This window comes from Mesorhizobium sp. B2-3-13, from assembly GCF_006442195.1.
GTDB lineage: Bacteria > Pseudomonadota > Alphaproteobacteria > Rhizobiales > Rhizobiaceae > Mesorhizobium > Mesorhizobium salmacidum.
The window spans coordinates 135,640-154,536 of record NZ_VFVQ01000009.1; the positions used below are offsets into that span (position 1 = coordinate 135,640).

Below are 18,897 nucleotides of genomic sequence, written 5' to 3' on the forward strand. Positions count from 1 at the left end.
GCAACGCCGCTGCCCGATTCTACCGCCCCCGCGACAGGCTGCCCAATATTCCGCGCACGATCGCACGGCCGACCGAAGAGCCGACCGAGCGCACGACCGACTTGATTGCGGCTTCCGCCACCGTCTGGCGGTTGGACGGGCGCGGCGCAGGCGCGCGCCTGCCGCCGGACTGCGGTGCGGGATCGTCATTGCCGAAGCCTGGAATGGTCCAGCGCGAGCCGCCGGTGCCTGCCTGCTGCGCCTGCGCCTCCTTGGCCTTCTTCTGCAGCATCTCGAAAGCTGACTCGCGGTCGATGACCTGGTCGTACTGGCCGGTGACCGGGCTTTCCCCGATCAGCTTCTGCCGCTCGGCGGGGGTGATGGGTCCAAGCCGCGATGACGGCGGACGGATCAGCGTGCGCTGGACCATGGACGGAATGCCCTTGGCCTCCAGCGTCGAAACCAGCGCCTCGCCGGTGGCGAGCTGGGTGATGGCGGTGGCGCAGTCGAAGTCCGGATTGGGCCGGAAAGTTTCGGCCGCCGTCCTCACCGCCTGCTGCTCCCGCGGCGTGTAGGCGCGCAGCGCGTGCTGCACGCGGTTGCCGAGTTGGGCCAGGACCTTTTCGGGGATATCCAAAGGGTTCTGCGTGACGAAATAGACGCCGACGCCCTTGGAGCGGATCAGGCGGACCACTTGCTCGACCCGGTCGATCAGCACCTTCGGCGCCTCGTCGAATAAGAGGTGCGCCTCGTCGAAGAAGAACACCAGCTTCGGCTTGTCGGGGTCGCCGACTTCGGGTAGTTCCTCGAACAGCTCCGACATCAGCCAAAGCAGGAACGTCGCGTAGAGGCGCGGATTCATCATCAGCTTGTCGGCGGCGAGCACGCTGATGGCACCGCGACCGTCACGCGTGGTGCGCATGATGTCGGCGATCCGCAAAGCCGGCTCGCCGAAGAAATTCGCCGCGCCCTGCTGCTCCAGCACCAGCAGCGTGCGCTGAATGGCCCCTACTGACGGCTTGGTGACGTTGCCGTAACGGGCGCTGATCTCTTCGGCGCGCTCGGCGATGTTGGCGAGCAGCGCCTGCAGGTCTTTCATGTCGAGCAGCAGCAGCCCTTCCTCATCGGCGATGCGGAAGGCGATGTTCATGATGCCTTCCTGAGCGTCGGTCAGGTTCATCAGCCGCGACAGGAGCAGCGGTCCCATTTCCGAAATGGTCGCGCGGATGGGGTGGCCCTGCTCGCCGAACAGATCCCAGAAGATGACCGGAAATTCCTGAAAGTCGTAAGGGTCAAGCTTGACCTGTTCTGCCCGCTTGACAAGGAAATCCTGGGCGGTGCCCATCATGGCGATGCCGGAAAGGTCGCCCTTGATGTCGGCGCAGAATACCGGCACGCCGGCATTCGAAAAACCTTCGGCCAGGATCTGCAAGCTGACAGTCTTGCCGGTACCGGTGGCGCCGGTCACCAGGCCGTGGCGGTTGCCGTATTGCAGCAGCAGATTTTCGGCGCGCTGATAGCTGTCGTCGGGCTTGCGGCTGGCGCCGATGAAAATACTGGTATCGTCAGCCATATGTCGGTTCTCCGCAAAGTGATGTGTGTAAGGCCAGCCTTTGTCCGAAGGTATAGTGAGGCCGTTGCATAGCGACAATGACAATTGTCCAAAGCGAGGCCAATCATCCAATCAGGGCCAATCGTCCAAACCCGGACCAATCGCCAGGAGCGGATTTTGGAACTTGCGAATTTCGATGGTGTTTGGCAATCGTCCATGGTCGGTCCACGCAAGCCAACCTATATCAGGTGGATCGAATATCTGGTGGTGGGATTCAGGCCTTGGATGCGCATTGCGATAACCGTCCGGGGACCGTAGACTGGGCTGCCCGGGCTGGTGCGGCCACATAGAACGAGGACGATGAATGGGCGCCGGAGCCTTGACCAGGGATGTTGAGCCAATGGATGCGCAGCGTCAGCAATGGCTGGCCTTGGCGGAAAAGGCGTCGGCCGGCGCATCCTTTGAGGAAAAGCTGGTCTCGCACACCGACGACAACATCCGCGTCGAGCCGCTCTATGATCGCGCGACCGGAACGGAACCGATCGTGCGCGCCAATCCTCAATTGCCCTGGATCGTCAGCCAGCGCGTCGACGACCCCGATGTCGATCGCGCCAAGACCCAGGTCCTGGAAGATATCGCGCAGGGCGCGACGGGACTGTCGCTCGTCTTCGAGGGTGCTCCGAACGCATTCGGCTACGGCCTGCCGAGGACGGCGCAGGCACTGGAGACGGTACTAGAGGGCGTACCCCTCAACCGGGTCCAGATCCGCATCGATACCCACCCGTGGAGCCGCCCCATGGCCGACTGGCTGGTGGCGTTCCTGAGCAAGCGCCGCTCCGATCCGGCAAAGCTCAACCTTTCCTTCGGCATCGATCCGGCGGCTATCCTCGCCGGCACCGGACGACTGCGCATGTCGATCGAGGCGCTGCAGGAATCGATGCCGCAATCGCTGGCGCATTTCTTCTCGATGGGCGTCCCCGGTGTGCTTCTGGAGGCGGACGGTCGCGTCTTTCACAATGCCGGCGCCACGGAAGCGCAGGAACTCGGCATCATGCTGGCTTCGGCGGTTTCGTATCTGAGGATGTTCGAGAAGGCGCGGCAGCCGCTCGTCTATGCCGCGCCTCATATCGGTTTCGCGCTCAGCGTCGACCAGGACCAGTTCCTGTCTATGGCCAAAGTGCGGGCCCTGCGCAGGCTGTGGGCACGGGTGCAGGAGGCCTGCTCGATCCCCAATTCCACGGCCAATATCCATGCCGAGACATCATTTCGCATGATGACGGCATTGGACCCCGAAAACAACATCCTGCGCACGACGATCGGCTGCTTCGCCGCGGCGGCGGGAGGCGCCGATTCGATCTCAATCCTGCCGCATACGATCGCGCACGGCCTGCCGGCGGCTTTTGCCCGCCGCGTCGCGCGTAATGCGCAACTGATCATGGCCAATGAAAGCCATGTCGATCATGTCACAGATCCCGCCCATGGCTCCGGCGCGGTCGAAGCGCTGACGTCAGATCTTTGCGAAGCAGCGTGGGCGGAGTTGCAGGCGATCGAGGCAGAGGGTGGCGTGCTGTCCAGCCTTCGGGACGGATATATCCAGCAGCGCGTCCGCACTGCCGCCGCCCAGCGCGGCATTGCCTTCAAGTCAGGCGAGCGGGCCATTGTCGGCGCCACGCTTCATCCCTTGAAAAGCGAGCGTCCGGTCGAAACGCTGGACGCAGAGCGGCGACCTGCCTTCACCGAGGGTGTCGTGCTGTGCGAGGCACTGTCGCCGGTTCGCATCGAGCAATCCATCGGGGCCGCTTCTTGATTCCGGATTTCAGTCAGATCGGCTGGGTGCCGCCGCGCCGCGCACCGGTCGAGGTCAAGGGACAGCGGACGACGCCGGAAGGTCTTGTCGTCAAGCAGTTGTACAGTCAGGGCGACCTCAAGGGATTGCCGCATCTCGATACCTATCCAGGCCTGGCGCCGTTCGTGCGCGGCCCCTACCCGACCATGTATGTCCAGCAGCCCTGGACGATCCGGCAATATGCAGGCTTTTCGACCGCCGAAGAGTCCAACGCCTTTTACCGGCGCAACCTTGCCGCCGGCCAGAAAGGTCTTTCGGTTGCCTTCGATCTGGCCACGCATCGCGGCTATGATTCAGACCATCCGCGCGTGGCCGGCGATGTCGGCATGGCGGGTGTGGCCATCGATTCCATCCTCGACATGCGGCAGTTGTTCGACGGCATTCCGCTCGGCGACATGACCGTGTCGATGACGATGAATGGCGCGGTGCTGCCGATCATGGCGCTCTACATCGTGGCGGCGGAAGAACAAGGCGTCGCGCAGAAGGATCTGGCGGGGACCATTCAGAACGACATCCTGAAGGAATTCATGGTCCGCAACACCTACATCTATCCGCCGAAGCCCTCGATGCGGATCGTCTCGGACATCTTCTCCTACACCTCGAAGAACATGCCGAAGTTCAATTCGATATCGATCTCCGGCTATCACATGCAGGAGGCCGGCGCGACCGCCGACCTGGAGCTCGCCTATACGATCGCCGACGGCATCGAATACGCCCGCGCCGGCGTCGCGGCAGGGCTCGACATTGACCGTTTCGCGCCGCGCCTTTCCTTCTTCTGGGCGATCGGCATGAACTTCTTCATGGAAGTGGCCAAGCTCAGGGCCGCCCGCCTGTTGTGGGCGACCCTGATGAAAAAGAATTTCGCGCCGAAGGACGAACGGTCGCTGTCCCTGCGCACCCATTGCCAGACCTCCGGCTGGTCGCTGACGGCGCAGGATCCCTACAACAACATCATCCGCACCATGATCGAAGGGATGGCCGCGACCCAAGGGCATACCCAGTCGCTGCACACCAATTCCTTCGATGAAGCAATGGCGCTGCCGACCGATCATTCGGCGCGCATCGCCCGCAACACGCAACTCATCCTGCAGAAAGAATCCGGCACCACGCGGATCATCGATCCGTGGGGCGGTTCGGCCTATCTCGAGCGGCTGACACATGACCTGGCGGCGCGTGCGCTCGCCCATATCGAGGAGGTCGAGGCTCTCGGTGGCATGGCGGCGGCGATCGAAAAGGGCATACCCAAGCTGCGCATCGAGGAAGCCGCGGCGCGTACGCAGGCGCGTATCGATTCCGGCGAGCAGATGCTAGTCGGCGTCAATGCGCATCGCCCCGGGACCGATATCGAGGTCGACGTGCTGAAGATCGACAATGCCGAGGTCAGGGCCCGGCAACTCTCGAAGCTGCAACGGCTGAAAGGCACGCGTGACGTCGCCGCGGTCGAAAACGCGCTCGATGCGCTGACCCGTGCCGCCCAAGGCGAGGACAACCTGCTGGAGTTCGCCATCCGCGCCGCGCGCGCCAATGCCACTGTCGGTGAAATCTCGTTCGCCTTGGAAAGGGCTTATGGCCGCCATGTGGCCACGGTGCAGACCATTTCCGGTGTCTACCGCAAGGCGCTTGGCGACAATCCGGTGGTCAACCGGCTGCAGGTCAAGCTTGATGCCTTCGAAAAGAAAAACGGCGGCAAGCCGCGCATTCTCGTGGCCAAGATGGGACAGGACGGCCACGACCGCGGGCAGAAGGTGATCGCCACGGCCTTCGCCGATCTCGGCTTCGACGTCACCGTCGGCGCCATGTTCCAGACACCGGAAGAGATCGCGAAGCTGGCGATCCAGCATGACGTCCACGTCATCGGCGCCTCATCGCTGGCAGCGGGTCACCTGACGCTGATCCCCGAATTGCGCGACACGCTGAAGAAACTCGGCCGCGGCGACATGCTGATCGTGGCCGGCGGCGTTATCCCACCGCAGGACTATGACGCGGTGCTGCAAGCAGGTGCTGCGGAAATCTTCCCACCGGGCACGGTCATTCCGGAAGCGGCGGAGCGGCTGCTGGATCGGCTGCTGGCGGCAGGCTGATGCTGTTATAATTTCTGTTGCAACATCGAGTACGCTGCGTTATAATCAGCGTTGCAACAGGATGTTTCATCATGAACACCACAATTCGCAAGATCGGTAATTCGGACGGCCTGATTCTGCCGAAAGAGCTTCTCGATCGATTGAATCTCAAGACAGGCGACAACGTGGTCGTCGTCCAGGAAGGTCAAGAGCTTCGCTTGCGCCGATTGGAAGATTCTGCCGAAGAATTCGAGCGCAAGATGAAGGTAGCGCGCGAGCGGATGAAGAAATACGAGGTTGCCTACCGCGCGCTCGCAAAATGACCGCACATCATTCGCGAGAGTTCGTGCAGGCGATGCATGCCGAGCAATTGCGTCTTCACGGCGGCGCATCGGGCATCCGCGATGAAGGCCTGCTGGAATCGGTGCTCGCACGTTCGCAGCAGAAAGAAGCATACGGCGAGCCAGATCTAAGTGAACTCGCCGCCGCCTATCTTCTCTTCGGCATCGCGAAGAACCATCCGTTCGTTGATGGCAACAAGCGCACGGCTTTCGCTGCGGCCGACTTGTTTCTCTATTTCAACGGATTAAGCATCGAAGCCGAACAGGAGGAGATCATCCAATTGGTGATGATGGTCGCTGCCGGTGAGATCGACGAAGCGGGTGCCGCCGCATTCTTCCGCGACCATGTCGTCAAGCTTGAAGACTAACTCTCCGAGAGCTTGACGATCTCCCACTCCTTGCCGTTGACGCTGGCGACGTCGCCGACCTTCTTGCCAAACAAGGCCACCGCCATCGGCGAGACATGCGAGATGCTGCCCTTGGCTGGATTGGCTTCGTCCTCGCCGACGATCTTCCAGTGCACCTTCTTGCCGTCGTCACTTTCCAGCGTGACACCCATGCCGAAGCGGATAACATCGCTGCCGGGCTCCGGCACGGAAAGCTCGGCACTCTCGCGCCGCGCGGTCCAGTAGCGCAGGTCGCGCGACACGATCGCAATGCGCTCGCGGTCGGCTTTCCGCTCCGCTTTCGCCATGATATCGCGCAGATCGGCCAGATTGTCCTCGATCTGCGCCAGGCCGCGCTCCGTCACCAGGTTACGATGCGTGCTGATCGGCCGCTCGCCAACGCCAGCGATGGCGTTTTCGCTGTCTTCTTCGCGGGTAAAAGCTCTGCTCATTCCCTGAACTTAGGCGCCGAGTGGCTGCTCGGCAAGCCGTTGCCGCCGGAGATGAGGCGCGTCGAGCGTCCGGTATGATTCCCGCAAGGCAGGCACCGGCATCGTCGTCAGCGTATGGCGCGCCGAACGGGGCGGTTGTGGGCCGACGCTGGGCCGAGCCGGTGACGTCTGACCTCATCCAGACCGGCAGCAGCGGCTATGCGCACCTGACCGTCGAGCGCGACCCGCGTCAGCTGATTGCTGCCTTCAATTCAGCGCCGGCGTCGGCTTCAGCGCCCCGACCTTGGCGCCAATCCGGCTTTCGACAGGCGCGTTCGCCAGTTCGAGCAGCTTCGCCGCCAAGGCTTCATCCGCCCGCAGCAGCCTAGCGAGTACAGCGGCTGCGATCGCGTCGCCGGCGCGCCCGGCACCGTCATCGCATTTGACCGCGATACCGAGGCCGAGTTGTGGAATTGCGGCACAGTGGACGCCCTCGGCTCCGCCTTTCGCAAAAATTCGCCCGGGAGCGGCTTCCATCAGCAACAGGTCCGCACGGCCGGTGCCCGCGACGAAGAACGGCTCCGCCATGCAGGCGGAGAGCAGGCGCTTCGCGGCCTTCGCCCGCGCCGGGCCAAAGCCGTGGGCCGTGGCCATGCGGGCAAAGCCGAGCGCGAAACTCCTGAGCGGTACCGCATAGGTCGGGATCGAGCAGCCGTCGATCGCGCGTTCGTCGGGGCTGTGGACAGCGCCGGTGACTGCCTGCATGGCGTCGCGCACCATTTCCTGCAAGGCGTGATCCGGCCTCACATAGCCGCGATGGGCGATGTCTGAATGGACGCAGGTGCAGAGGAAGCCGGAATGCTTGCCGGAACAATTATTATGCAGCGCATTTGGTGAACCGCCGGCACGCGCGAGCGCAATCTCCGCGTCATGGCTCGAAGGCCAGTGGGTCCCGCATTCGAGCGCCGACCCATCCAGCCCAGCCCTGGCCAGCATGGACCGCGCCAATTCGACATGCGCCGGCTCGCCGGAATGGGAGGCACAGGCCAGCGCCAGTTCGCGGTCGCCGAAGCCATAGGCGTCGGCGGCACCCGTTTCGACAAGCGGCAGGGCCTGGATCGCCTTAACGGCGGAACGCGGAAAGACCGGCTTCGACGTGTCGCCGATCTCCAGGACCGGCTTGCCATCGGCATCGAAGACAGCGACCGCGCCCCGATGGGCGCTCTCGACAATGGCGCCGCGCAAAACCTCGATCAGAACCGGATTTGTCATGTCACCTCCCGCAAAATCAAAGTGTTACAGCGTCGTTTGCGCGCCCCAAACGGCGCGCGGCGCTGTAGTACGGGCGGTCTATCTGATCCGGTCGAGAATGGAAACGTAGTTGGCGACGGCCGCACCGCCCATGTTGAAGATACCGCCGAGTTTCGCGCCCGGCACCTGGATGCCGCCGGCTTCGCCGACAAGCTGCATGGCGGTCAAGACATGCATGGAGACGCCGGTGGCGCCGATCGGATGGCCCTTGGCCTTCAGGCCGCCGGAGGGATTGACCGGCAGGCGGCCGTCTTTTGCCGTTGTGCCATCTAGCGCCAATTTGGCGCCCTCACCCGGCTTGGCCAGCCCCATCGCCTCATATTCGATCAATTCGGCGATGGTGAAGCAGTCATGCGTTTCGACGAAGGAGAGATCGTCGAGTGTCACGCCGGCGTTCTTCAGTGCACGGGTCCAGGCCTGTTCGCAACCTTCGAACGTCAGGATGTCGCGCTTCGACATCGGCAGGAAATCCTGCACATGCTCGTTGGCACGGAAGGCGACGGCGCGGCGCATCTTCAGCGCCGTCGCCGTGTCGGCAAGGATAAGGGCGGCGGCGCCGTCGGAAACCAGCGAACAGTCGGTGCGCTTCAGCGGACCAGCGACAAAGGGATTCTTTTCGCTCTCCTGCCGGCAGAATTCATAGCCGAAATCCTTGCGCATCTGGGCATAGGGATTGTCGACGCCGTTCTTGTGGTTCTTGGCGGCGATCATGGCGAGCGCATCCGACTGATCGCCATAGCGCTGGAAATAGGCCTGCGCGATCTTGCCGAAGACGCCCGCAAAACCGGCCGGCGTGTCGCCGTCCTCGGGCAGATAGGACGCCTTGAGCAGGTTCTTGCCGATCTCTGGCCCGGGCGTGGTCGTCATCTGCTCGGCGCCGACCACCAGAACGACCCGGGCAGCGTTTGCGTCGATGGCGCGGATGCCTTGCCTGACCGCCGCCGAGCCGGTAGCGCAAGCATTCTCGACCCGTGTCGCCGGCTTGAAACGCAGCCGGTCATCGGCCTGAAGCACCAGGCTTGCCGTAAAATCCTGCGCCGAAAAGCCGGCGTTGAAATGGCCAAGCACGATCTCGTCGACCTCGTCCGGGCCGATGCCGGCATGATCGAGCGCGTCCGTCGCGACCTTGACGATCAGATTTTCGAGCGTCTCGCCCTCAAGCTTGCCGAAACGCGAATGCGCCCAGCCAACGATGCATGCGGTCATGGCGGTCTCCATCCTTGGCGCCAGCCTCGTCCAAAGCTTCGCCGTTTATTGTTCAAATATAAACATTCCTCCCCGAGCCGTGAAGGGGCCGCAACGCAACAATCGCTTGGTGCAGGTCGCGTCAGCGTCGATTTTTTTATTGATTGACGCGTCAATAAAAAATAATCTCCGCACGAAATCGGGAACGGCATGCCAAAAGTCGGAATGGAGCCATTGCGCCGTAAGGCGCTCATCGACGCGACGATCTCGGCGATCGGTCAGCGCGGCTCGCTTGACGTGACCATGTCGGAGATTGCCGGCCGCGCCGGTGTGTCATCGGCTCTTGCCCATCACTATTTCGGCGCCAAGGATGAGCTGCTGTTCGCGACGATGCGGCACATTCTGGCTGAACTGACCACCGACATGCGCCGCGCGCTCCAATCCACCACTTCCCCGCGCGAGCGCGTCTCGGCCGTGGTCGCCGTCAATTTTTCCGACATCCAGTTCCAGGCGGAGACCATCGCCGCATGGCTCGCCTTCTATGTCGACGCGCAGCAATCGTCGTCGCTTCGCCGGCTGCTCAGAATCTACGCCCGGCGGCTGCATTCGAACCTGATGAGCGGATTGACCGGTATCCTGCCCAGGACCGAAGCCGACCGCGCCGCGGAAGCGACGGCTGCGATGATCGACGGGCTCTACATCAGGCGCGCGCTGAAGGACGGCGTGCCCGACGCCGCGACCGCGATCGCGCTGGTCGAGGATTATCTCGAAACCAAACTTGGCGGACGGCACAAACAGTGACAGCGAAGCGACCTAATTTCCTGATCGTCATGGTCGACCAGCTCAACGGGACCTTTTTCCCGGATGGGCCGGCGGAATTCCTGCACACGCCGCATCTGAAAGCGCTGGCCGCTCGTTCGGCGCGCTTTGCCAACAACTACACCGCCTCGCCGCTCTGCGCACCGGGCCGTGCGTCGTTCATGAGCGGCCAGTTGCCGTCGCGCACCGGGGTCTATGACAATGCGGCCGAGTTCGCCTCGTCGATCCCGACCTTCGCCCATCATCTGCGTGCCGCCGGCTACTACACCTGCCTGTCGGGCAAGATGCATTTCGTCGGACCGGATCAGTTGCACGGTTTCGAGGAGCGGCTGACCACCGACATCTATCCGGCGGATTTCGGCTGGACGCCGGACTACCGCAAACCCGGCGAGCGCATCGAGTGGTGGTATCACAATCTGGGTTCGGTGACCGGCGCCGGCGTTGCGGAAACCACCAACCAGATGGAGTATGACGACGAGGTCGTGTTCCTCGCGTCGCAGAAGCTCTATCAGCTTTCACGCGAACAGGACGATGCGGGCCATCGGCCATGGTGCCTCACCGTCTCGCTGTCGCACCCGCACGATCCCTATGTCGCGCGCAAGCAGTATTGGGATCTCTATGAGCATTGCCAGGCGCTGGACCCGGAAACCGGGTTCATCGCGCATGACGAGCAGGATACGCATTCCCAGCGGCTGTACCACGCCAGCGACTATCCCTCTTTCGAGATCACGCCCGAGCAGGTGCGTCGTTCGCGGCGCGGCTATTTCGCCAACATCTCCTATGTCGACGACAAGGTCGGCGACCTCCTGGACGTTCTCACGCGAACGCGCATGCTCGACGACACGATAATCCTGTTCTGTTCGGATCACGGCGACATGCTCGGCGAGCGAGGCCTGTGGTTCAAGATGAGCTTCTTCGAAGGCTCGGCGCGGGTGCCGTTGATGATTGCCGGCAAGGGCATTCGTGCCGGCCTGATCGAGGCGCCGGTCTCCAATCTCGACGTGGCACCAACGCTTTGTGACCTCGCCGGCATCGATATCGGGGCGATCGCGCCGTGGACCGATGGCCAGTCGCTGCTGCCGCTCACCAAGGGCGGGCAGCGCACGGCACCGGTATTGATCGAGTATGCCGCGGAAGGCTCTTATGCGCCGTTGGTGGCAATCCGCGACGGCAGATACAAATTCGTTCATTGCGAACTCGATCCGCCGCAATTGTTCGATCTCGAAGCCGATCCGCTCGAGCGGGACAATCTGGCCGACGACCCGGCCAATGCGGGTCTTGTGGCGGCATTCATGGAAAAGGTGCGGGTGCGTTGGGACATGGCCGACTTCGACGCCGCCGTGCGCGAGAGCCAGGCACGCCGCTGGGTCGTCTATCCGGCGCTGCGCAACGGCGCCTATTACCCCTGGGACTTCCAGCCGCTGCAGAAGGCATCCGAGCGGTACATGCGCAATCACATGAACCTCGACAATCTCGAGGAGAGCAAAAGGTATCCGCGAGGCGAATGATGGCAGACCTTCTCGTCCCCTCCCTCGACCATCTCAGACAGGCTTATGCCGTCACCTCCCAGGCGACACAGGTCACGCCACTGCTGGAATCGACGGCGCTGGCCAGGGAAACCGGCGCGGCCCGGATCTTCATCAAGCCGGAATCGCTGCAATGGGCCGGATCCTTCAAGGTTCGCGGCGCCTATTGGCGGCTGAAGCGGCTTTCGCCCGATGAGGCGAAGAAGGGCGTCGTCGCCTATTCCTCCGGCAATTTCGCGCAAGGGCTGGCCGCGGCCGGCCAGGCGCTCGGCATTCCGGTCACCATTGTCATGCCTATCGATGCGCCGGCTGCCAAGCGGGACGCCACCGCAGGCTATGGCGCGCGCGTCGTACTGACCGATCATGACGATCGGGCTCGCGAGGAAGTCGCGGCCGCAAAGGCGCGCGAGATCGCGGAGACCGAAGATCTGGCCCTGCTGCATCCTTTCGACGATCCGGAGATCGTCGCCGGCCAGGCGGGTGCCGGCCTTGAAGCGCTCGACCAGCTATCGGCCAAGGACGCCAGCGCCGACCTGTTGTTCTGCTCGGTCGGCGGCGGTGGGCTGATCGGCGGCGTTTCGCTCGCCTTCCACTATCTGTCGCCGGCGACCGGGATCATCGGCGTCGAGCCCGAAGGGTTCAACGGCATGGGTTCCTCGCTGGCGCATGGCAGCATCGAGACCATGCCGATCGGACCAAAGTCGATCTGCGACGGGCTGATGTCGCGCCGGCCAGGCGACGCGCCGTTCGCCGCGGTCAAGACCGCGGGTGTCCGCGGCATCACCGTCGACGACCAGTCGGTGCGGCGCGCCATGCGGATCGCTTTCGAGCGGATGAAGCTGGTGCTGGAACCGTCGGGTGCGGCCTCGCTGGCGGCACTGCTCGGCGGCAAAGTGGATGTGGCGGGAAAGACCGTCCTTGTAATGGCTACCGGCGGCAACGTTTCGCTCGCCGATTTTATGGCGCATATGAACCATGCTTGAAGCGGATTTCGTCATCATCGGCTCCGGCTCCGCCGGCTCGGCCATGGCCTATCGCCTGTCTGAAGACGGCAAGCATTCGGTCATCGTCATCGAATTCGGCGGCACCGATCTCGGACCTCTGATCCAGATGCCGTCGGCGCTGTCGATCCCGCTCAACATGAGCCTCTACGACTGGGGGTTCGCCAGTGAGCCGGAGCCGCATCTGGGCGGCCGCGTGCTGGCGACGCCGCGCGGTAAGGTGATCGGCGGCTCGTCCTCGATCAACGGCATGGTCTATGTGCGCGGCCACGCCCGTGACTTCGACCATTGGGCAGAACAGGGCGCCGCCGGCTGGAGTTTTGCTGACGTGCTCCCCTACTTCAAGCGCATGGAGGATTCGGACGGTGGCGAGGATGGCTGGCGCGGGCACGGTGGGCCGCTGCATGTGCAGCGCGGCTCGCGCCGCAATCCGCTCTATGGCGCCTTCGTCGAAGCGGGCCGCCAGGCAGGGTTTGAACTGACCCACGACTACAATGGCGCCAAGCAGGAAGGCTTCGGCCCGATGGAGCAGACCATTCTGGGCGGCCGCCGCTGGTCGGCGGCATCAGCCTATCTGAAGCCGGCGCTCAGGCGCAAAAACGTGAGTCTGGTCAAGGGTTTCGCGCGCCGGGTGATCATCGAGAATCAACGCGCCATCGGCGTCGAGATCGAAGCTCACAAACAGATTCAGGTCGTTAAGGCGCGACGCGAAGTGATCGTCGCGGCATCGTCGATCAATTCGCCAAAGATCCTGATGCTGTCCGGCATCGGCCCGGCCGGGCATTTGCGCGAAAACGGCATTGCCGTCGTGGCAGACCGGCCCGGCGTCGGCGGCAACCTGCAGGACCATCTGGAGCTCTATATCCAGCAGGAATCGACCAGACCGATCACGCTGAATTCAGTGCTGAACCCGTTCTCCAAGGCGATGATCGGGGCGCAATGGCTGTTTTTCAAGTCGGGCCTGGGCGCCACCAATCATTTCGAGGCCGCCGCCTTCGTGCGCTCACAGGCTGGCGTCGACTATCCCGACATCCAGTATCACTTCATCCCGGCGGCGGTTCGCTACGACGGCAAGGCGGCGGCGAAGTCGCACGGGTTCCAGGCGCATGTCGGGCCGATGCGCTCGAAGTCGCGCGGCTCGGTGACGCTGCGCTCGCCGGACCCAAAAGCGAAGCCGGTCATCCGCTTCAACTACATGTCGCATCCGGACGACTGGGCGGAGTTCCGCCACTGCATCCGCCTGACCCGCGAAATCTTCGGCCAGTCGGCCTTCGATGCCTATCGCGGACAGGAACTCTCGCCGGGCAGCCATGTGCAGTCGGATGACGATCTCGACGTGTTCATTCGCGACCACGCCGAAAGCGCCTATCACCCCTGCGGCACCTGCCGAATGGGCCGCGTCGATGATCAATCGAGCGTCGTCGATCCGGAATGCCGGGTCATCGGCGTCGACGGATTGCGGGTCGCCGACTCCTCGATCTTCCCGCGCGTGACCAACGGCAACCTCAACGCGCCATCGATCATGACCGGAGAGAAGGCGTCCGATCACATCCTTGGCCGTACGCCGCTCGCGCCGTCCAACCAGGAACCATGGATCAATCCGCGCTGGCAGGCCTCTGACAGATAGGCCATGATCCGCCAATAGAGTGAGCCGCCCGACAGCCGCCCGCCCAATAGCCGACGCGTGGGGCCGAAATGATTTGGAGACCTCCCATGCGCGCCCAGCCCACGGCTTCGCACTATGTCAACGGACGCTATATCGAGGACGACGGCGGCGCGCCGCTGCCGGTGATCTATCCCGCGACAGGCGAGACGATCGCCATGCTGCGTTCGGCGACGCCGAACGTGCTGGAACTAGCTATCGAGGCCGCACGTGCCGCACAGCCTGCCTGGGCGCGGCTTAAGCCGGTCGAGCGTGGCCGCATTCTGCGCCGTGCCGCCGACATTTTGCGCGCCCGCAACGCCGATCTTGCCCGCATCGAGACGCTCGACACTGGGAAGGCGATCCAGGAGACGCTGGTGGCGGACGCCCCTTCGGCAGCCGATTGCCTCGAATATTTCGCCGGCGCGGTCGCCGTCTTCAACGGCGAAGCGGTCGACCTCGGCGGACCCTTCGCCTACACGCGCCGCGAGGCGCTTGGCGTCTGCGTCGGCATCGGCGCATGGAACTATCCGATCCAGATCGCCGGCTGGAAATCAGCGCCGGCGCTCGCCATGGGCAACGCCATGGTATTCAAGCCATCGGAAAACACGCCGCTTTCGGCACTGGCGCTGGCCGAGATCTACTCGGAGGCCGGCCTGCCCGACGGGCTCTTCAACGTCGTGCAAGGCTATGGTGATGTCGGCGCCGGGCTTGTTGGCCATGATGTCGTCGCCAAGGTCTCGGTGACCGGCTCGGTGCCGACCGGGCGCAAGGTGCTGTCGCTGGCCGGCTCCAAGATGAAGCACGCGACGATGGAACTCGGCGGCAAGTCGCCGCTGATCGTCTTCGACGATGCCGATCTCGAAAATGCCATTGGCGGCGCCATGCTCGGCAACTTCTATTCGACCGGCCAGATCTGTTCCAATGGCACGCGCGTCTTCGTCCAGAGCGGCATTCACGACCGGTTTGTCGAGCGGCTGGTCGAACGGACCAAGAAAATTCGCATCGGCGATCCGCTCGATCCGGAAACGCAGATGGGGCCACTGGTCTCCAAGGCACAGCACGAGAAGGTCGTCGGCTATGTCGCGGCCGGCAAGAAGGATGGGGCGACGCTGGCCTGTGGCGGCAATGTGCCGTCGCTGCAGGGCTTCCAGGGCGGCTTCTTCGTCGAGCCGACGGTGTTCACCGGCGTCACCGACACGATGCGGATCGCCCGCGAGGAGATTTTCGGCCCGGTCATGAGCGTGCTGAAATTCAACAGTGAGGACGAGGTGATCGACCGCGCCAACGGCACCGAGTTCGGCCTTGCCGCGGGCGTTTTCACACGCGACCTGCCGCGCGCCCACCGCGTCATCGCCGAGTTGCAGGCCGGAACTTGCTGGATCAACGCCTACAATCTGACGCCGGTGGAAATCCCCTTCGGCGGCGTCAAGCAGTCCGGCATCGGCCGCGAGAACTCGCTGGCGGCGCTGGCGCTCTATTCGCAGCTGAAGTCGATCTATGTCGAGACCGGGGACGTCGCCAGTCCGTACTGATCCTGCCTATTTGTCCACCGCGCGATCCAGATACTGGGTCAGCGCACAGACCAAGTGGTAGAAGATGCTCGCCGGCACGTCCGGCGCCAGCGAGCGGCCGCGCTCGTCGATGCGGTCGATCCACAGACCGAGCGGGGCCGGGTCGATGTGCCAGCGGAACAGCCGGCCGACGCGCGCCTCGATCTCCGGCTTCAGATCAGGACCGCCCGAGCCATCCAGCGCGATCGCCGCCTTGAGCGCCTCGGCCTGCGGCCAGCTGCGCGATATCAGGTCGAGCGGCAGGCCCTGCCGCGAGACTGCCCCATAGGCAAGGCCGGTGGCACGGTTAAGGCCGTTGGCGATCGCCGAGGCATAGAGTTTTCGGGCAAAGACGCTTAGTTCGGCCTGGCCGCTGCGACCGGCGAAATCGACCAGCAGCGACGCCCATTCAAAGTGGTGGCCGGGTTCGGTCCAGGTTCCCTTCTCTCCGGAGACCGGTTTCCATTCGGCATCGAAATACTCGCCGAGCGTCCAGCTCTCAGGGTCGAAGAAATGGCTGCGGAAGAGGTCGATGATGCGCGCCGCACGACGCAGATGCGCGCGCTCGCCGGTCGCCTGGTGCCAGGCCAGGAAAGCTTCGAGTAGATGCATGTGCGGGTTGGAGCGCCGCTCGCCCGTCCCGCCCGATGTCTCGAGGAAGCCGGTCATGCGGCTGTCCTCCAGATGCGCATCGAGGAAGGCGAAGGTCTCTTCGCCGAGCCGCAAGGCATCGGGATTACCCGACATATGCGCGTGCGCCAATGCCAGCAGGATGCAGGAATGATCGTAGGCATCCTCGACCGGGTCGGCGACGGAGCCATCGACATTCAGCGTGCGCACCCAACCGCCCCGTTCGGTGCGGCCGTGCCCCGCCATGAAGTCGATGCCATGCGCGATCAGCCGGTCGGCCGGGCCGGTCCAGCCGTGCTCCTTGGCAACCGCGAAAGCGTAGATCTGCCTGGCCTGGGTGCGCATGCGCTTGGGTTTGATGAGCGGCTTGGCGTCGAAACCCAGCGCCTCGTGGAAGCCGCCATGGCGCTCGTCGACGCCTGATGTCGACCACAACGGCAAGGTCTCGTGGAACAGCCAGTGATGCACCCGTCGCCGCCAGGCGCCGCTTTGGATGACGCGGTCATGCGCGGGCGTAAATCTGGTTTCCAGCCGTCCCGATTTTTCGAGTTGCTCGACGATCTTCTTGACGTGCTGGCTGTGACTGACCGGGGCAACGAAAGTGGCATCGGCGGTCGAGACGATGGCAACGTCCTTCATGCCGATCGCCGACAGCAGGCGGCCATCGCTGCGGATATAGGAATTCTCGCAATCGATGGCGACGACATCACCGACGACGACATTGCCCCGGCCGTCGGCGGGACCGACATCGAGGAGCGATTGCCAGGAGCCGAGATCGTTCCAGCGGAAACCGGCCGGCACCATGGCTATGTCTTTTGCCCGCTCCATGATGGCATAGTCGATCGAGTTCGACGGGATCGCCGCGTAAAGCTCCAGCGGCATATAAAGGCCGGACAGGTCCGATGTCGCCGCCTTGTAGGCCGCTTCGGCGGCGTGCCAGATATCGGGCTGGAATGCCTCAAAGGCGTCGCGCATGGCACCGGCCCGAAACAGGAAGATGCCGGTGTTCCAGTAGAAATTTCCCGCCTTGAGATAGTCGTTGGCCGTCGCAAGGTCGGGCTTCTCGACGAAGCGCGAAACGTCGAATATCCCTCCCTTCTCGGCCGATACCTCGATATAGCCATAACCGGTTTCCGGCTGGGTCGGCTTGATGCCGAACACCACCAGGCGGCCGGCGCGCGCCGCCTGCGATCCCGCTTCGATGCTTTGCCAGAATTGCCCTGCCGTCGCTATTTCATGGTCCGAGGGCACCACCAGCACCAGGCTGTCGCCGAATTCCGACAAGGTGCGCAGGGTCGCCAGTGCGACGGCGGCGGCAGTGTTGCGTCCCGCGGGCTCGAACAGGGGGCCGCCACCTGCAAGATCGAGACCGGCCAAGTCGGCACGGACACGGTCGGCATGACGCTCCGAAGCAATCAGGAAGATCGGCGTCTCGCCAGCCGCTCTCGCCGTCAGGCGGCGCAAGGTCTTGGCCAGCATGGAACCATCGCCCGACAGATCGTGGAACTGCTTGGGATTGTCCTCACGTGACAACGGCCATAGCCGAGAACCGACGCCGCCGCTCATGACAAAACTGACGATCCGCTCGGTCATTCAGGTCTCGCGCTCGGGAATTGAAGGTCGATTGAGTAGCACAGACGCCTTTTAAGCGGTATCAGCCCGATTGGAAATCCGCCCGGCCGCCAGTTCGATAAAGGCCTTTACCAAGGGCGAAAGGTGGCGGCTGCTCGGATAGAGGACATGCAGTCCGCCGGCCGGTGTCGTGTAATCCTCGAGAACGCGCTGCAGGCGCCCCTGATCGATCAGCCCTTCGGCCATCGCCTGGGGCAATTGGGCGATGCCGAAGCCCGCGAGCGCGGCCGCAACCACCGCCTGCATTTCATTGGCGGCGAAGCGCCCCGCGACCACGACCGTCTCCTGGCCTTGTGGTCCATCCAGCACCCAATGAGCAGCTGAGGCCGATGGGCCCGCGATGACGCATCGATGGCGCGCCAGATCCGCCGGACTTTCCGGTATTCCGTATCGCGTTAGATAGTCGGGGCTTGCGCAGAGCAGCCTGCGCGTGGCGCCGAGCTTGCGGGCGATCAGCGTCGAATCCTGAAGGGTGCCTGTGCGGAAGGCAAGGTCGATACCGTCCTCGACCAAGTTGAGCTTGTCGTCGGTGAGGCGAAGCTCGACGTTGGTCTTCGGATACAACGCCAGAAAGTCGACCACGGCGCGGATGAGGAAATGGCTGCCAAAACCTACCGGGGCTGAAATGCGGATAGTGCCCGACGGTTCTGCCCTCGCCTCCGCGAGACGCAGATTCGCTTCCTCTATAGTCCGCAGTCCCTGGCTGCTCTGCTCATAATAGGAGCGCCCGGCATCCGTCAGGTTGAGGCTGCGCGTCGTGCGCTGCAGCAGGCGCACGCCGACCTCGCGTTCTAGCGCGGCGACACGGCGGCTGACCGTCGTCTTGGGTATGGCGAGCAGGCGCGCGGCGGCGGTGAAGCTGCCGGCTTCGACGACGCGAGCAAACACGACGATATCATTGAGATCAATCATTGTGCTCACAAGTGGAACAAAGTTTTCCAATTATAGGCAATTATGCATCAATCAGACAGGGCTTAATTTTGCTCCGGACAAACAAGCCAGA

15 protein-coding genes are annotated in these 18,897 nt (G+C 63.5%); 9 read left to right on the plus strand and 6 right to left on the minus strand.

Annotation, left to right across the window (positions count from 1 at the left end):
- Window positions 1-19: 19 nt before the first annotated feature.
- A complete protein-coding gene (locus FJ941_RS13200) occupies window positions 20-1,552 on the minus strand; it encodes a helicase HerA-like C-terminal domain-containing protein (protein WP_140506116.1) in 1,533 nt (510 codons plus the stop codon).
- Window positions 1,553-1,895: 343 nt separating this feature from the next.
- Here FJ941_RS13200 and FJ941_RS13205 point away from each other — a divergent pair, with 343 nt between their 5' ends.
- The 4 genes from FJ941_RS13205 (at window position 1,896) to FJ941_RS13220 (ending at window position 6,146) form a co-directional block, all read left to right on the plus strand.
- Window positions 1,896-3,338, plus strand: coding sequence for a methylmalonyl-CoA mutase subunit beta (locus FJ941_RS13205; RefSeq protein ID WP_140506118.1), 1,443 nt, complete (start codon window positions 1,896-1,898; stop codon window positions 3,336-3,338).
- Entirely contained in the window at window positions 3,335-5,458 is a 2,124-nt protein-coding gene (scpA, locus tag FJ941_RS13210; RefSeq protein WP_140506120.1) for a methylmalonyl-CoA mutase, read from the plus strand. The genes FJ941_RS13205 and scpA overlap by 4 nt, the downstream gene beginning before the upstream one ends.
- Before the next feature lie 71 nt (window positions 5,459-5,529).
- On the plus strand, window positions 5,530-5,760 hold the full coding sequence (locus FJ941_RS13215; RefSeq protein ID WP_140506122.1) for an AbrB/MazE/SpoVT family DNA-binding domain-containing protein: 231 nt from the start codon (window positions 5,530-5,532) through the stop codon (window positions 5,758-5,760).
- On the plus strand, window positions 5,757-6,146 hold the full coding sequence (locus FJ941_RS13220) for a type II toxin-antitoxin system death-on-curing family toxin (protein WP_140506124.1): 390 nt from the start codon (window positions 5,757-5,759) through the stop codon (window positions 6,144-6,146). The genes FJ941_RS13215 and FJ941_RS13220 overlap by 4 nt, the downstream gene beginning before the upstream one ends.
- Here the strand turns inward: FJ941_RS13220 and greA are convergent.
- The 3 genes from greA to FJ941_RS13235 all read right to left on the minus strand — a co-directional run bounded on the left by greA (window position 6,143) and on the right by FJ941_RS13235 (window position 9,112).
- Window positions 6,143-6,616: a transcription elongation factor GreA gene (gene greA / locus FJ941_RS13225; protein WP_140506127.1), complete on the minus strand. Its 474-nt coding sequence runs from the start codon at window positions 6,614-6,616 to the stop codon at window positions 6,143-6,145. The genes FJ941_RS13220 and greA overlap by 4 nt on opposite strands.
- Before the next feature lie 246 nt (window positions 6,617-6,862).
- Complete coding sequence (locus FJ941_RS13230) at window positions 6,863-7,867, minus strand: asparaginase (protein ID WP_140506129.1); 1,005 nt, start codon at window positions 7,865-7,867, stop codon at window positions 6,863-6,865.
- Window positions 7,868-7,945: 78 nt separating this feature from the next.
- The gene (locus FJ941_RS13235) at window positions 7,946-9,112 is read right to left on the minus strand and encodes an acetyl-CoA acetyltransferase (RefSeq protein ID WP_140506131.1); all 1,167 of its coding nucleotides are present in this window, start codon (window positions 9,110-9,112) and stop codon (window positions 7,946-7,948) included.
- A gap of 189 nt (window positions 9,113-9,301) precedes the next feature.
- Here FJ941_RS13235 and betI point away from each other — a divergent pair, with 189 nt between their 5' ends.
- The 5 genes from betI (at window position 9,302) to betB (ending at window position 15,614) form a co-directional block, all read left to right on the plus strand.
- Window positions 9,302-9,892, plus strand: coding sequence for a transcriptional regulator BetI (gene betI / locus FJ941_RS13240; protein ID WP_140506133.1), 591 nt, complete (start codon window positions 9,302-9,304; stop codon window positions 9,890-9,892).
- On the plus strand, window positions 9,889-11,418 hold the full coding sequence (gene betC, locus FJ941_RS13245) for a choline-sulfatase (RefSeq protein WP_140506135.1): 1,530 nt from the start codon (window positions 9,889-9,891) through the stop codon (window positions 11,416-11,418). Before betI ends, betC begins: the two co-directional genes overlap by 4 nt.
- Window positions 11,415-12,419, plus strand: coding sequence for a threonine/serine dehydratase (locus tag FJ941_RS13250; protein WP_181169784.1), 1,005 nt, complete (start codon window positions 11,415-11,417; stop codon window positions 12,417-12,419). Before betC ends, FJ941_RS13250 begins: the two co-directional genes overlap by 4 nt.
- The gene (gene betA / locus FJ941_RS13255; protein WP_140506139.1) at window positions 12,412-14,064 is read left to right on the plus strand and encodes a choline dehydrogenase; all 1,653 of its coding nucleotides are present in this window, start codon (window positions 12,412-12,414) and stop codon (window positions 14,062-14,064) included. The genes FJ941_RS13250 and betA overlap by 8 nt, the downstream gene beginning before the upstream one ends.
- A gap of 86 nt (window positions 14,065-14,150) precedes the next feature.
- Window positions 14,151-15,614, plus strand: coding sequence for a betaine-aldehyde dehydrogenase (gene betB, locus FJ941_RS13260; RefSeq protein ID WP_140506141.1), 1,464 nt, complete (start codon window positions 14,151-14,153; stop codon window positions 15,612-15,614).
- A gap of 6 nt (window positions 15,615-15,620) precedes the next feature.
- On the opposite strand, the gene FJ941_RS13265 is transcribed toward betB, so the two are convergent.
- Window positions 15,621-17,855, minus strand: coding sequence for a mannose-1-phosphate guanylyltransferase/mannose-6-phosphate isomerase (locus tag FJ941_RS13265; protein WP_140506142.1), 2,235 nt, complete (start codon window positions 17,853-17,855; stop codon window positions 15,621-15,623).
- A gap of 51 nt (window positions 17,856-17,906) precedes the next feature.
- Entirely contained in the window at window positions 17,907-18,806 is a 900-nt protein-coding gene (locus FJ941_RS13270) for a LysR family transcriptional regulator (protein ID WP_140506144.1), read from the minus strand.
- Window positions 18,807-18,897: the final 91 nt, after the last annotated feature.

Bases quoted from the DNA above. Each gene is read 5' to 3' on its own strand.
- FJ941_RS13205 (WP_140506118.1), top strand. From the start codon at position 1,896: ATGGGCGCCGGAGCCTTGACCAGGGATGTTGAGCCAATGGATGCGCAG.
- greA (WP_140506127.1), bottom strand. From the start codon at position 6,616: ATGAGCAGAGCTTTTACCCGCGAAGAAGACAGCGAAAACGCCATCGCT.
- FJ941_RS13235 (WP_140506131.1), bottom strand. From the start codon at position 9,112: ATGACCGCATGCATCGTTGGCTGGGCGCATTCGCGTTTCGGCAAGCTT.
- FJ941_RS13265 (WP_140506142.1), bottom strand. From the start codon at position 17,855: ATGACCGAGCGGATCGTCAGTTTTGTCATGAGCGGCGGCGTCGGTTCT.
- betB (WP_140506141.1), top strand. From the start codon at position 14,151: ATGCGCGCCCAGCCCACGGCTTCGCACTATGTCAACGGACGCTATATC.
- FJ941_RS13215 (WP_140506122.1), top strand. From the start codon at position 5,530: ATGAACACCACAATTCGCAAGATCGGTAATTCGGACGGCCTGATTCTG.
- FJ941_RS13200 (WP_140506116.1), bottom strand. From the start codon at position 1,552: ATGGCTGACGATACCAGTATTTTCATCGGCGCCAGCCGCAAGCCCGAC.
- FJ941_RS13230 (WP_140506129.1), bottom strand. From the start codon at position 7,867: ATGACAAATCCGGTTCTGATCGAGGTTTTGCGCGGCGCCATTGTCGAG.
- FJ941_RS13220 (WP_140506124.1), top strand. From the start codon at position 5,757: ATGACCGCACATCATTCGCGAGAGTTCGTGCAGGCGATGCATGCCGAG.
- FJ941_RS13250 (WP_181169784.1), top strand. From the start codon at position 11,415: ATGATGGCAGACCTTCTCGTCCCCTCCCTCGACCATCTCAGACAGGCT.
- betI (WP_140506133.1), top strand. From the start codon at position 9,302: ATGCCAAAAGTCGGAATGGAGCCATTGCGCCGTAAGGCGCTCATCGAC.
- FJ941_RS13270 (WP_140506144.1), bottom strand. From the start codon at position 18,806: ATGATTGATCTCAATGATATCGTCGTGTTTGCTCGCGTCGTCGAAGCC.
- betA (WP_140506139.1), top strand. From the start codon at position 12,412: ATGCTTGAAGCGGATTTCGTCATCATCGGCTCCGGCTCCGCCGGCTCG.